This window comes from Nonomuraea composti, assembly GCF_012034275.1.
Taxonomy (GTDB): Bacteria; Actinomycetota; Actinomycetes; order Streptosporangiales; family Streptosporangiaceae; genus Nonomuraea; species Nonomuraea composti.
Window position 1 is genome coordinate 62615 of sequence record NZ_JAATEP010000005.1, and the last position, 13728, is coordinate 76342.

Consider the following 13728-nt stretch of genomic DNA (forward strand, 5'->3'; position numbering starts at 1 on the left):
CGTGGCCGGTGTGCCCAGTGTCCCCGGGCCTCACCTATTGCCTTCGCGGACTACCGTTCGGCTGGAGCCGCGTTGTGCCTTTCGCCGAGAGGCGACACGCACACCGGTACGCACTCGTCGGGCGCCCGCCCTCCTCGGAGGGCGGGCGCTCACGTGTGTCCGCGCTCAAACCCTGCCTGCTCAGACCCTGCCTGTTCAGACCCTGCCTGTTCAGACCCTGCCTGTTCAGACCCTGCCTGTTCAGACCCTGCCTGTTCAGACCCTGCCTGTTCAGACCCTGCCTGTTCAGACCCTGGCCTTCAGCTCGGCCTTCAGCACGGGGTCGGTGACGCCTCCGGGGGAGGCGAGCGCCTCGGTGTCGAGCCCGGTCAGCCGGGCCCCCGCCTGGTAGGCGCTGTCGAGGAACTCCAGCACGGTCCCCACCGGGTCCTCCATCGTCCGTACGTCGTCGTAGCGCAGCACGGCCAGATGGCTGCCCCTGGCGGGGATCCACTCGGCCTGGAGCGGGCGCAGCGGCTCCCGTTCCAGCCCCTCGGGCTCCGGCGCGGTGTAGGAGTAGAACGCCGGCCAGGGCCGTTCCTTGTCGCCGAACCAGAACCCCGAGCTGATGACCTCCCAGCTGTAGGCCTCACGGGTGACCGGGTCGGCCTCGGGCGAGATCTTCACCACCCGCCCGGTGAACCGGGTGACGGCGATGTCGAAGGTGTGCCAGAAGTGGTGGACGGGGCTCGTCTTGCCGGCGAAGTCGGCGGCGAACCGGTCGAGGAGCTGCACCACCTGCGACAGGATCCGCCAGTACCGGTTGATGAGCATCGGGTCGTAGCGCGCGTGCAGGGTGTCCTCGGCGAACGGCGTGTCGTCGCTCATGTCGAACGGCACGGCCCAGATCTCCGGCCGGATCCCCAGCCCGGCCAGCGTCTCGAAGAGCCGGTCGTGGAACGAGGCCACGGATCTGCCGATGAGGCTGAACTCGGCGCTGCGCCCGTCGAAGACGTCCACGACCAGCCGGTGGCGGATGAGGTCGAAGTCGATGCAGAACAGCGGCTGCTCGCCCAGCCCGCCCATGGGCCGCGTGGTGAGCCCGCGTCCGGTCGGGTGGAAGGGCACCTGCCACCAGTGGTTGCGCCGGTTGCTCGACGCGAGCCGGATCTTCCCCACGATCTGGGCGAACCGGTGAAAGGTCTCCTTGGCCTCTGTCCACTCTGCGAGCGGCATGGCCGGGAACAGCTCCATTTCGGCCCCCTCCGACGTAGAGCATTTCCCCACAATCGTAACTACTGGGAGTATTCGGTCAGCTCCCAGGGGTCGTGCGCCGAGAACACCCCCACGCCGTGGTCGTGCGCGAGCGCGCGCAGCCGCTCCTGGCTCGACAGCCGCCGCGCCGGATCCACCTGGGCCTGGAGCTGCACGAGGTCCATGATCGGGTGGGGGCGCGGCTCGCGGGCCAGCTCGCCGTGGTAGAAGTACGCGTCCCCGGCGTGCAGCAGCCACCGGTCGCCGTCCCTGACCGCCACCCCGGCGTGCCCGTCGGTGTGGCCGTCGAGCGGCACGTACAGGAAGTCGTCCTCCGGCAGGCCGGCCAGCGGGCGCACGCCGTCCACGCCCAGCCAGCGGGTGCCCGTCCCCGGGTAGGTCACCCAGCGGGGCGCGTGCGCCCAGTGGGAGGGGCGGTAGCGGCGGCTCGGGCCCTCCGCCAGCGCCGCCTTCAGCTCGGCCTCCATGACGTGCACCCGGGCATGCGGGAAGTCGGGCAGGCCGCCGCTGTGGTCCACGTCGAGATGGGTCAGGACGATGTGCCGCACGTCGGCGGGGTCGTGGCCGAGCGCCGCCACCTGCCGCACGGCCGTCTCGGCGGGCGACAGGACCGGCTCGACCAGCTCCGTCCACTCGCGTTCGAGGTGCAGGGCGGGGTCGGCCACGTCGGCCAGGCCGAGGCCCGACTCCACCAGCACCAGCCCGGAGGCGGGGGTCTCGACGAGCAGGGCGTGGCAGACGGCGCGCGCGGGGGCCAGGCCGTCGGGGGAGTCGATCTCGCGCATCGAGGCGAGGTTGAGGTGATGAATCCGCATGGGGCTAGACTGCGACTTGAAGCGCGGTTCAAGTCAAGGAGCCAGGTCGTGGACGACACGTTGATCGACATCGGCGAGGTGGCCAGGCGGAGCGGGCTGGCCGCGTCCGCGCTGCGGTTCTACGAGCGCAAGGGGCTCATCCAGGCCGAGGGGCGCAACGGGCTGCGCCGCGCGTACCGGTCGGAGACCCTGGAGCGGCTGGCGCTCATCTCCTGCGCCCGCGACGCCGGGTTCACGCTCTCCGAGATCGCCGAGTTCCTGGCGGCGCGGCCGTCCGACGAGCGGCTGCGCGCCCGCATGGCGGCCAAGGAGCGCGAGGTGTCGCAGCGGGTCGACCAGCTCAATCGGCTGCGCGACAGCCTGCGCCACGCCGTGGTGTGCACGCACGACCCGCTGGTGGAATGCCCCGAGTTCAAGCAGGCCGTACGCCGGGTGCCCCAGGGCTGACGGGGCACCCGCCGCCGGGCGTCGGTGCTCCAGGGCCGGCGGAGCACCCGCCGCCGGTTGTCAGGCCGAGCTGACGTACTTGCGGGGCCGCAGCGCGTGGGCCCGCAGCGCCGCCAGGGCCGCGAGCTGCCCCGGCCGGTCCATCCGCACGGCCAGCTCGTCGCTGAAGGCCAGCCCCAGCGCCGTGAGCTGGGCCACGAGGTCGGTCACCGGCCCCGTGACGTCCTCCAGGCTCGTCGCCGGATGCCAGCCCTCGCCGCCCACCACCTCGGCCACCCGCTCGCGCAGCTTGGCGGGTGACATCAGCGTGCCGTCGGCGAGCAGCATCAGCGCCGCCTCCCTGGCCGACACCTCGAACTCGTGCTCGCCCCTGGCCAGCAGCAGCCGGGTCACCGCCGACCACATGGCCGACTTCGACTTCAGCAGCCGCAGGCCGTAGTCGGTGATGGTCAGCTTGGCGCCGTCGCGGCGGATCGCGCCCAGCTCCCGCTCGGCCAGGTCGCGCAGCCGCGCCGCCGCGGGCGAGGGCGCCAGCCGCAGCGGCAGCGTCTCACCAGACGCGGCCACCGACAGCAGCCGGTGCAGCGCCGGCAGCGGCTGCGGCGCCACGGGGGCGTGCAGGCGCACCTCGAACGGCTGCGCCAGCTCCCGCCTGGCCGGGCCGCGCCCCAGCACCCAGCGGTTGAGCCGCTCGCCGTGGACGCGGTTGAGCCAGCTGTCGCCGCCCAGGTCGGCGCGCGGCTCGGTGAGCCAGCGGCGGGTCAGGGCCGTGCGGTCCACGCTCTCGCCGGCCACGATGGCCAGCTCCAGCGCGGCGGAGCAGGCGATGTGCGCGCCCAGCTCCTCAGGCCCCATGATCATGCTCCACTGCAGCTCGGGCACGTCGGGCGGGAGCACGCCCGTGGCCTCCAGCGCCTGCTGGTAGGCCGTGGTGCCGGCGTCCTCGCCCTCGCGGGCGTAGGTGCGCAGGATTTGCAGGGTCGTCGGTGACACGCACATGGCGGCATACCGGTCCATGCCGCCGAGCTGGAGCAGCCGCCCCAGGGAGCGCGCCAGGCGCTCCATGTCGCCGCTGCCCTTCATCGTCCCGGCGTTGGGCGGCGCGACCTTGAGCGGCAACGTGTACCAGAGGAACTCGCAGACGTCGAGCTGGGTCACCGTCTCCAGCGGCTCCCCACCCGTCAACCATTCGACGGCGGTCCTGGCCTCCTCGGCCAGATCCGGGTGAGATCGCTCCAACTCGGCGAGAAGGGCGGTGACATCCGGTGCACTCATGCCTCGAAGTTTGCCGTATCGACCCCGGGCCTGACGATGACCGAATCCGGTGCGTATTGGGTCTTGCACAGCGACTACCTAAGAAACCCCTATTGAGCCGACTGTAACGTGATCATATCCACCGTTTCTCAAACAACATGCGTGCCTTCCAGTCCACGTACGGAATCAGCTCGGCGGAGAGAATGGGGTGCAGCCACCAGAAGTTGATGAGCGCGAGCAGGGCGAACGCGCCGACGACGGCGGCACCGTAGGTGCGCCGCCTCGGCATCAGGCCCTTGGCCGTCGGCGTGGCCGGCCCGATCAGCAGCCCGGCGCACAACGTGATGGCCAGCACCATGAACGGCACCATCGGAATGGCGTAGAACAGGAACATCGTGCGGTTGTCGGCGATGGCGAAGTAGAACCACGGCAGCCAGCCCATGGCGTAGGCCAGCAGCACGGCCCCGGCCCGCCAGTCGCGTGCGGAGAAGTACCACGCGATCAGCGCCACCAGCGCGGCCAGCGCCCCGAACCAGATCACCGGCGTGCCCACGCCGAGCACGGCCTGCGAGCAGTCCTTGACGCCGCACGTGTTCTGCTTGCCCTCGTAGAAGAAGGCGACGGGGCGCAGCAGCAGCGGCCACGACCACGGCTCCGACATGTACGGGTGCGAGGTCTCCAGACCGCTGTGGAAGGTGAAGACCTGCCATTGGTAGGCCACCCACGACCGCATCGAGTCGAAGAGGAAGAACAGCGGGTTGCCCGGCTCGGTGGCCCGGTCCCAGTTGCGGCCGTAGCCGCTCGCGTTGACGAACCAGCCCGTCCAGGTGGCCATGTACGCCACGAACGGCACCACGCCGAACGCCAGGACGCCCTGCGGCACGTCCCTGTTGAACGCCCCCAGGTAGGGCCGGCGCAGCCCCACGGCGCGGCGGGCGCCGAAGTCCCACATCAGCGACATGATCGCGAAGGCGACCGCGAACGCCAGGCCGGACCACTTGACCGACATCGCGAAGGCCAGGCACACCCCGGCGCCGATGCGCCACCACCTGATGCCCAGCGACGGGCCCTGCTGCGACAGGGGCGAGCTCTCGTACCAGGTGACCAGCTTCTCGCGCGCCCGGTCGCGGTCGACCACCAGGCAGGCGAACGCGGCGAGCACCCAGAACATGAGGAAGATGTCCAGCAGCGCCGTGCGGGACAGCACGTAGTGCAGGCCGTCGAGCGCCAGCAGCAGGCCGGCGAAGCAGCCGAGCAGCGTGGAGCGGGTCATCCGGCGGGCGACCCTGGCCAGCACGAGGACGGACAGCGTGCCGATCAGCGCGGCGGCGAAGCGCCAGCCGAACGGGTTGAGCCCGAACAGCCACTCGCCGACGCCGATCATCCACTTGCCCATGGGCGGGTGCACCACGTAGGAGGCGCACTTGTCGAGGTCGGCGGGGGTGCACGACTGCCAGATGTCGGTGTTGCCGGCGAGGATCGCCTTGTCGGCGTCCTTGATCGTGACCTTCTCGACGCCATGGGTGATGAGCGAGAACGCGTCCTTCATGTAGTACGTCTCGTCGAACACCACGGCCCTGGGATGACCGAGCTGCATGAAGCGGATCACCCCGCCGAACAGGGTGACGAGCAGCGGCCCCACCCATCCCCACAGCACGCTTCCGCGCAGGGGAGGCACGACCCGATCGCGTACGGACCGGGTCTCGGGGTGGCTCGCGCCGGCCTCCGAGCTCTCGTAGGCCTGGTACGGGGAATCGGTCACCGCCATTCGGACATCGTACGGGCCCCAGAGCGGTGTTTACCAAGGAAACACGGTCTAATCGGGCCGCCCTGCCACAATGGTCGGGTGACAGGGAACGGCAGGTTGGTGCTGGCAGGGGCCCCCATTGGGCAGGTGGGAGACGTCTCGCCGCGGCTGCGCGAGCTGCTGGCGGGCGCGGACGTGGTGGCCGCCGAGGACACGAGGCGGCTGCGCAGGCTCGCCGCCGACCTCGGCGTGGAGCTCACCGGCCGCGTGGTGTCCTACTACGACCAGAACGAGGCGGGCCGGGCCCAGGAGCTGGTGGAGACGCTGAAGCAGGGCCGCACGGTCGTGGTGATCACCGACGCGGGCATGCCGGGCGTGTCGGACCCGGGCTACCGGCTGACGCAGCTCGCGGTGGAGGCGGGCATCACGGTCACCGCGCTGCCGGGGCCGAGCGCCGTCACCACCGCGCTGGCCGTGTCGGGGCTGGCCAGCGACCGGTTCTGCTTCGAGGGCTTCCCGCCGCGCAAGGGCGGCGAGCGGGCCCGCCGCCTGGGCGCGCTGGCCGCCGAGGAGCGCACGATGGTCTTCTTCGAGTCGCCGCACCGGCTGGAGGAGTCGCTGCGGGCGATGGCCGAGGCGTTCGGGGCCGGACGCCGCGCGGCGGTGTGCAGGGAGCTGACCAAGACCTACGAGGAGGTCCGCAGGGGCGGGCTGGGCGAGCTGGCCGAGTGGGCGGCGGGCGGCGTCAAGGGCGAGATCACGATCGTCGTCGCCGGTCACGCGCCGGGCGACGACGAGCCCGACCTCGACGCGCTGGCGGCCGAGGTCGACCGCAGGGTGGCGGCGGGGGAGCGGCGCAGTCTGGCCGTGGCCGAGGTCGCCAAGGGCGCGGGCGTGCCCCGGCGGGAGCTCTATGACCTGGTTCACAGGAGAACCACCACCCCGTAGGGTGCGCATCGTGAGGAACTGGGGGGTATCGCCGCAACGGCTGATTCCGCCGATGCAGGGCGGAGCCCTCCTCGGCTGGCTGGCGCCGCTCGCGGTGGCGATCTTCGGCGGCATCCTGCGCTTCGTCCGGCTGGGCGAGCCCAAGGCCGTCGTCTTCGACGAGACGTTCTACGTCAAGGACGCGTACTCGCTGCTCAAGTACGGCGTCGAGATGGCCACCCTGGGCGACGCCAAGAATCCCATCGCCGACCGGCGGCTCATCGCCGGCAGCCTGGACATCTTCAAGCAGTGCGCGCAACCGTCGGAGTGTGCCTCCTTCGTGGCCCACCCGCCGCTGGGCAAGTGGATGATCGGCGTCGGCGAGTGGCTGTTCGGGATGAACCCGTTCGGCTGGCGCTTCGCCGCCGCGCTGGCCGGCACGCTGTCCATCCTGGTGCTGGCCAGGGTGGCGCGCCGGATGACCCGCTCGACGCTGCTCGGCTGCCTGGCCGGGCTGCTGCTCGCCCTCGACGGCCTGCACCTGGTGCTGTCGCGCACGGGGCTGCTGGACATCTTCCTCATGTTCTGGGTGCTGTGCGGGTTCGCGTGCGTCGTGGCCGACCGGGACTGGGCCCGGCACAGGCTCGTCCGCTGGTACGAGAGTGCCGCCCGCACCGCCACCGGCCCGCGGCTGGGCTGGCGCCCCTGGCGCCTCGCGGCCGGGGCGTGCCTGGGCGCCGCGTGCGCCGTCAAGTGGTCGGGGATCTTCTTCCTCATCGGGTTCGCCGTGCTGTCGCTCATGTGGGACATGGGGGCGCGGCGGGCGCTGGGCCTGCGCGAGCCGTACCGGGGGGCGCTGGCGTACGACCTGCCCGGCGGGTTCGGCGCGATGGCGCTCGTGCCCGCGCTGGTGTTCACCGCGTCGTGGAGCGGCTGGTTCGTCTCCGCCGACGGCTGGGGGCGCAACTGGGAGCGGGCAACCTCCTCGGGGCCGCTGTTCTTCGTCTTCGACTCGGTGCGCTCGTGGGTGCAGTACCAGCTACAGGTGCTCGGCTTCCACAGCGGCCTGGAGGCCTACCACCCGTACATGTCGGAGCCCTGGCAGTGGCCGCTGCTGTTACGCCCCGTCTCCTTCCACTACCCCACCGACCTGCCGCCGTCGGCCTGCGGCGCCGACAAGTGCGCACAGGCCGTGCTCGGCGTCGGCACCCCCATGATCTGGTACGCCGCCGCGCTCGCCCTGCTCGGCCTCGTCGCCTGGTACGTGTCCGCGCGCGACTGGCGGGCCGGGGCGACCCTGCTCGGCGTCGCCGTGGGATGGCTGCCCTGGTTCTACTACGCCATCGCCGACAACCGCACCATGTACCTGTTCTACATGATCCCCGTGGTGCCGTTCATGGTGCTGGCGCTCGTGCTCGTGGCCGGGCTCGTCCTCGGCAGGCAGGACGCCCCCGCCACCCGGAGGGCGACGGGGGCCGCGGTCGTCGGCGCGTACGCGCTCGTCACGCTGATCAACTTCTGGTGGCTCTACCCGGTGCTGACGGCCGAGACGATCACGCACGCGCAGTGGTGGGCTCGGATGCTGATGAGCTCTTGGGTGACCGCCGCACCCAAGTGACCCCGCGCCGCAGCGTGATCGCCGCCGCGATACAGGCCAGCGGCACGGCCGGCAGAACGTAGCGGTAGTCGAACTCCGCCGTGGCCGCCGGGGCCAGCAGCAGCCCCACCGCGCCCAGCCACGGCAGCACCACCGGGCCGCCGAACTTGCGGTAGCGCACCACCACGCCGTACAGGCCGATCAGCAGGATGCCGCCGAGCATGATGCCGCGCAGGTAGAAGACCTTCTGGTAGTTGCTCATGATCGTCGCCCACGGCTGCACGATCCGGGTCTCCGGCGGGCCCTGCTCGTAGCTGAAGGCGTCGGTGTCGGTGCGCCCGCCCGCGTACGACGACCACTTCGGCAGCCGCTTGGGCTGGCCGGTGTCGTCCAGCTCCACGTACGGCTTGAACTGGTACATGTTATAGGTCGACTCGTCCGGGAAGCGTGGCCGTGCCCAGTGGAAGGAGCGGAAGAAATCGCGGGCCACGACCTTCAGGTAGTCACCAGGCTGCGACAGGATCGCCCGCGTGGCGAACTTGCTGGCGGCGTCGTTGGTGATCTCGCTCCACTTCTTGTTGATGCCCCACCGGTGCAGCACCTCGCCGGTGCCGGTGCCGTCGCCGTTGCCCTGACCCCACAGGTACCACTGGGCGTAGTCTTTGCGCTGGCTCACCGGATCGTTGATGCACAGCAGCAGGAGCTGGACCTCTTTGTACTTGTCGATGTCCATCTTGTTGCAGTCGGCGAAGATGGCCGTGCGCATGTAGAGGATCAGGCCGTCGCTGTTGGTCATCGCGAACTTCCCGTACGCCGAGGCGAACCACCCCATGTACGCCATCACCGGGATCGCGCAGGCCGTGATCACCGCTGCGATCGGCCGCCATCCGGCCCGCTTGACCAGCAGGTACAGCACCACCAGCGCCAGGATCGGCAGCCCGATCGAGCGGGTCAGCCAGGTCAGCGCCAGCAGCAGGCCGACCACCGCGCCCGCCTGCCAGGTCAGCCGCCGCTTCCACAGCACCATCGTGATCACGCCGACCACCAGCAGCATGAACATGGTGTCGGACATCACGAGCTGCTCGAGCTGGATCTGGTAGGCGTCGAACAGCACCGGCGCCGCCGCCAGCGTGGCCCCCCACTTCGGCAGCCTGAACTTGATCCGGAGCAGCGCGTAGATCAGGCACGCCGTCGCCAGACCCATGAGATGCTGCGTGAACGTCACCAGCGTGAAGCTGTGGAACGGCTGGAGCAGCATCAGCCAGAAGCTGTAGCCGTCGGGCCTGATCGGGTGCGGCCTCGGGTGCAGCGCCACCGAGACGTACTCGTAGGAGTCGTTGAACCACATGGCCGGGCCGTAGCCGAGCATGGTGATGAGCCGCAGCACGGCGCCGACGCCGAAGGCCGCGGCGAACACCCGATGCCTGCGCACCATGGACAGCAGACGGGCTGTCCTGCCAGGGGCGGAGGGGTCCACAGGGGTAATCTCCGCGACGCTCACCATGCTGTAAAGAATGCCAGTCGTTTTCAGGTCTGTGCCCGAGCATGGGCACGTTCAGGGCATGATGGTTCACTGGAAGAGCCTTAACTGAAGGGTAGACACGTGGAACTGACGGTGGTCATGCCCTGCCTCAACGAGGCGGAGACCGTGGAAGTCTGTGTGCGCAAAGCACTGGCGTGCATGGAGGAGCACGGCATCGAGGGCGAGGTGCTGATCGCCGACAACGGCAGCACGGACGGCTCCCAACAGCTCGCCCGAGACGCCGGGGCCCGCGTGGTCCATGTGGACGAGAAGGGATACGGAAACGCCCTCATGGGCGGCATCAGGGCGGCCCGCGGCAAATACGTCATCATGGGCGACGCCGACGACTCCTACGACTTCACGGCGCTGATGCCGTTCGTCGAGCAGCTGCGCGACGGCGCCGACCTGGTCATGGGCAACCGCTTCCGTGGCGGCATCTCGCCGGGCGCCATGCCGCCGCTGCACCGCTACCTCGGCAACCCGGTGCTGTCGTTCATCGGGCGGCTGTTCTTCCCCTCGGCGATCAAGGACTTCCACTGCGGGCTGCGCGGCTTCCGCCGCGACTCGATCCTGCGGCTGCAGCTCCAGACGGGCGGCATGGAGTTCGCCTCCGAGATGGTGGTCCGCTCCACCCTGGCCGGCCTCGACGTGCGCGAGGTCCCGACCACGCTCTCGCCCGACGGCCGCTCCCGCCCGCCGCACCTGCGCTCCTGGCGCGACGGCTGGCGCCACCTGCGCTTCCTGCTCCTCTACAGCCCCAAGTGGCTGTTCTTCTACCCCGGCGTGCTGATGATGATCGTCGGCCTCGTCGCGGGCACCGCGCTGGTGTTCGGCCCGGTCGAGATCGGCGAGCTGGCCTTCGACGTCGACACGCTGGTCGGCTCCGCCGCCCTGGTCGTGATCGGCTTCCAGGCGGCGCTGTTCGCGGTGTTCACGAAGGTGTACGCGGCCGAGGAGGGCTTCCTGCCCGAGTCGCCCAGGATCCGGCGGCTGATCGACATCGTGAGCCTGGAGAAGGGCCTCGTCCTCGGCGGGCTGCTGGCCCTGGCCGGCCTCGTCGGCCTGGTGATGTCGCTGGTGCACTGGCAGGTGCGCGACTGGGGCGAGCTCGACCCGCGCGAGTCGCTGCGCATCGTCGTGCCGTCCGCGACGGCGCTCATCATGAGCTTCCAGACGATCTTCGCGGCGCTGTTCATCAGCATCCTCGGCATCCGCCGCACCCGCGAGACCTCCATCGACAACGCCGCCGCCGCGGCCGAGGAGGCCGCCGCCGCGATCGCCCTCGAAGAGTCGTCCCAGCACGAGAGCCTTTCGCAGCAGCACTAGAGCCGTTCGCGCGCCGCCGCGGGCACCGGCACCGCGGCGGCGCGTAACAGATCAATCTCGCGGCCCCGTAGGCTTGAAGCATGACCCAGCACATTCTCACCGCCGTGGCGTGGCCGTACGCGAACGGGCCCCGCCACATCGGGCACGTCTCCGGGTTCGGCGTGCCGTCCGACGTCTTCAGCCGCTACCAGCGGATGGCGGGCAACAAGGTGCTGATGGTCTCCGGCACGGACGAGCACGGCACCCCCATCCAGGTCCAGGCCGACAAGGAAGGCGTCAGCGCCAAGGAGCTCGCCGACCGCTACAACCGCGTCATCGCCGAAGACCTCACCGGCCTCGGCCTGTCCTACGACCTGTTCACCCGGACCACCACGAAGAACCACTACGCCGTCACGCAGGAGATCTTCAAGGGCCTCTACGCCAACGGCTACATCTTCCCCAAGACCACGATGGGCGCCATCTCGCCCTCGACCGGCCGCACCCTGCCCGACCGCTACATCGAGGGCACCTGCCCCATCTGCGGCTACGACGGCGCGCGCGGCGACCAGTGCGACAACTGCGGCAACCAGCTCGACCCGATCCAGCTCATCAACCCCAAGAGCCGCATCAACGGCGAGACGCCCAAGTTCGTCGAGACCGAGCACTTCATGCTCGACCTGCCCGCCTTCACCGAGGTGCTCGGCTCCTACCTGCAGTCCAAGCAGGGCGAGTGGCGCCCCAACGTGCTGAAGTTCGCCCTCAACCTGCTCGGCGACCTGCAGCCCCGCGCGATCAGCCGCGACCTCGACTGGGGCGTGCCGATCCCGCTCGACGGCTGGCGCGACCAGCCCAACAAGCGCCTGTACGTGTGGTTCGACGCCGTCATCGGCTACCTGTCCGCCTCCATCGAGTGGGCCAGGCGCTCCGGCGACCCCGACGCGTGGCGCCAGTGGTGGCAGAATCCCGACGCCCGCGGCTACTACTTCATGGGCAAGGACAACATCGTCTTCCACGCCGAGATCTGGCCGGCGATGCTGTTCGGCTACAGCGGCATCGGCGCCCGCGGCGGCTCGCCCGGCTCGCTGGGCAAGCTCGACGTGCCGTCCGAGGTGGTCTCCAGCGAGTTCCTGACGATGGAGGGCAAGAAGTTCTCCTCCTCCCGGCAGGTCGTCATCTACGTGCGCGACTTCCTCGCCCGCTACGACGCCGACGCGCTGCGCTACTACATCGCCGTGGCCGGTCCCGAGAACCAGGACACCGACTTCACCTGGCAGGAGTTCGTCAACCGCAACAACGGCGAGCTGGTCGCCGCCTGGGGCAACCTCGTCAACCGGTCCATCTCCATGGCGGCGAAGAACTTCGGGGCCGTGCCCGAGCCCGGCGACCTCACCGACGCCGACCGGGCGCTGCTGGAGCGCTCCCGCAACGCCTTCGGGCCCGTGGGCGCCGAGCTGGGGCGCTCGCGCTTCAAGAACGCCATCACCGAGGCGTTCGACGTCGTCCGCGAGGCCAACAAGTACCTCGCCGAGCAGGAGCCGTGGAAGCTCAAGGACGACCCTGAGCGGCAGAAGTCGATCCTGCACGTCGCGCTGCAGGTCGTCGACGACGCCAAGACCATGCTCACGCCGTTCCTGCCCGGCTCCTCCAACAAGGTCCACTCCATGCTGGGCGGCGAGGGCGTGTGGTCCGGCATGCCGGAGATCCGGGAGGTCGACGAGGACGGCGGCAGCCCGTACCCCGTGATCACCGGTGACTACGCGGCGGGCGCGGCCCGCTGGGAGCACCGGCCCATCAGGCCCGGCACGCCGCTGGCGCCGCCGGTGCCGCTGTTCAAGAAGCTCGACCCGAAGGTCATCGACGAGGAGCTGGCCCGGCTGGGCGAGTGACGTCGGCTCCCGGCGGGGGAGGCTAGGCTTTGATGGCGTGACCACGCTTCCCGCCTCGCTTCCCGCCGCGCCAGAGCCGCTCTCCTCGCCCGTCTTCGACAGCCACTGCCACCTCGACATCATGGTCGGCAACCGGCAGGCGTCGTCGGGCGACCCGGTGGCCCAGGCCGCGCAGGCGGCCTCGGCCACCGTACGCGGGATCCTCGACGACGCGCGGGCCGTCGGCGTGACGCGGCTGGTCACGATCGGCTACGACCTGGCCTCCTCGCGCTGGGGCGCCGACGTGGCGGCCGAGCAGGAAGGCGTGTACGCCGGGGTGGCCATCCACCCCAACGAGGCCCACGAGGCCACTCCTGAGGTGCTGGCCGAGATCGAGGCGCTGGCCGGGCGGCCCGAGGTGCGGGCGGTGGGCGAGACCGGGCTCGACTACTACCGCGACTGGGCGAGCAAGGACGACCAGCACGCCAGCTTCCGCGCGCACATCGAGATCGCCAAGCGCACTGGCAAGGCCCTGGTCATCCACGACCGCGACGCGCACGACGACGTGCTGAAGGTGCTGGCCGCGGAGGGCGCGCCCGCCAAGGTGGTCTTCCACAGCTTCTCCGGGGACGCCGAGATGGCCAAGAAGTGCGCCGACGCCGGATATTTCATGTCATTCTCCGGGCCGGTGACGTACAAGAACGCCGGCTACCTCCGCGAGGCCGCCGAGATCGCGCCCGCTGAGCTCATGCTGGTCGAGACCGACGCGCCCTACCTGCCGCCCGTCCCGCACCGTGGCAAGCCCAACGCTCCCTACCTCGTCCCGCTCACCCTGCGCTGCCTGGCGGAGGTCAAAAAGGTGCACCCTGACCGGTTGTGCGAGGCGATCAGCGTCAACGGAGTCACAGTTTTCGGCGAGTGGTGACCATCTTTTGGCGAAGTCCGGTGTACAACTCGTAGACAAGCGTAAAGTTCGGGCCGTCCTGCCCCACACC

11 protein-coding genes are annotated in these 13728 nt (G+C 70.2%); 6 read left to right on the forward strand and 5 right to left on the reverse strand.

Annotated elements, in window-relative coordinates:
* Positions 1 to 285: 285 nt before the first annotated feature.
* Together HCN51_RS09295 and HCN51_RS09300 are read right to left on the reverse strand one after the other, a co-directional pair.
* Positions 286 to 1233 (reverse strand): DUF5996 family protein, encoded by a 948-nt coding sequence (locus HCN51_RS09295; RefSeq protein ID WP_168008750.1) that lies wholly within the window; start codon positions 1231 to 1233, stop codon positions 286 to 288.
* A gap of 41 nt (positions 1234 to 1274) precedes the next feature.
* Positions 1275 to 2069, reverse strand: coding sequence for an MBL fold metallo-hydrolase (locus HCN51_RS09300; RefSeq protein ID WP_168008752.1), 795 nt, complete (start codon positions 2067 to 2069; stop codon positions 1275 to 1277).
* Between the two features lie 48 nt (positions 2070 to 2117).
* Here HCN51_RS09300 and HCN51_RS09305 point away from each other — a divergent pair, with 48 nt between their 5' ends.
* The gene (locus tag HCN51_RS09305) at positions 2118 to 2516 is read left to right on the forward strand and encodes a MerR family transcriptional regulator (protein ID WP_346433585.1); all 399 of its coding nucleotides are present in this window, start codon (positions 2118 to 2120) and stop codon (positions 2514 to 2516) included.
* 60 nt (positions 2517 to 2576) lie between these two features.
* Here the strand turns inward: HCN51_RS09305 and HCN51_RS09310 are convergent, their stop codons facing one another.
* Positions 2577 to 3791 carry a hypothetical protein gene (locus HCN51_RS09310; protein WP_168008756.1) on the reverse strand — a complete coding sequence of 405 codons (1215 nt, stop codon included), beginning with the start codon at positions 3789 to 3791 and terminating at the stop codon, positions 2577 to 2579.
* A gap of 112 nt (positions 3792 to 3903) precedes the next feature.
* Positions 3904 to 5538 (reverse strand): dolichyl-phosphate-mannose--protein mannosyltransferase, encoded by a 1635-nt coding sequence (locus HCN51_RS09315; RefSeq protein ID WP_168008765.1) that lies wholly within the window; start codon positions 5536 to 5538, stop codon positions 3904 to 3906.
* 78 nt (positions 5539 to 5616) lie between these two features.
* On the opposite strand from HCN51_RS09315, the gene rsmI reads away from it, so the two are divergent.
* Positions 5617 to 6465, forward strand: a complete 849-nt coding sequence (gene rsmI / locus HCN51_RS09320) for a 16S rRNA (cytidine(1402)-2'-O)-methyltransferase (protein ID WP_168008767.1) — start codon at positions 5617 to 5619, stop codon at positions 6463 to 6465.
* Positions 6466 to 6475: 10 nt separating this feature from the next.
* Positions 6476 to 8062 carry a dolichyl-phosphate-mannose--protein mannosyltransferase gene (locus tag HCN51_RS09325; RefSeq protein WP_346433586.1) on the forward strand — a complete coding sequence of 529 codons (1587 nt, stop codon included), beginning with the start codon at positions 6476 to 6478 and terminating at the stop codon, positions 8060 to 8062.
* Here the strand turns inward: HCN51_RS09325 and HCN51_RS09330 are convergent.
* Positions 7998 to 9476, reverse strand: a complete 1479-nt coding sequence (locus HCN51_RS09330) for a hypothetical protein (RefSeq protein ID WP_240972637.1) — start codon at positions 9474 to 9476, stop codon at positions 7998 to 8000. The two genes, HCN51_RS09325 and HCN51_RS09330, sit on opposite strands and share 65 nt — an antisense overlap.
* Positions 9477 to 9644: 168 nt before the next feature.
* Between HCN51_RS09330 and HCN51_RS09335 the strand changes: the two genes are divergently transcribed.
* The 3 genes from HCN51_RS09335 (at position 9645) to HCN51_RS09345 (ending at position 13658) form a co-directional block, all read left to right on the forward strand.
* Positions 9645 to 10889, forward strand: a complete 1245-nt coding sequence (locus HCN51_RS09335) for a glycosyltransferase family 2 protein (RefSeq protein WP_186404458.1) — start codon at positions 9645 to 9647, stop codon at positions 10887 to 10889.
* Between the two features lie 80 nt (positions 10890 to 10969).
* Positions 10970 to 12754, forward strand: a complete 1785-nt coding sequence (gene metG / locus HCN51_RS09340; RefSeq protein WP_168008769.1) for a methionine--tRNA ligase — start codon at positions 10970 to 10972, stop codon at positions 12752 to 12754.
* Positions 12755 to 12791: 37 nt separating this feature from the next.
* A complete protein-coding gene (locus HCN51_RS09345; RefSeq protein ID WP_168008771.1) occupies positions 12792 to 13658 on the forward strand; it encodes a YchF/TatD family DNA exonuclease in 867 nt (288 codons plus the stop codon).
* Positions 13659 to 13728 lie beyond the last annotated feature (70 nt).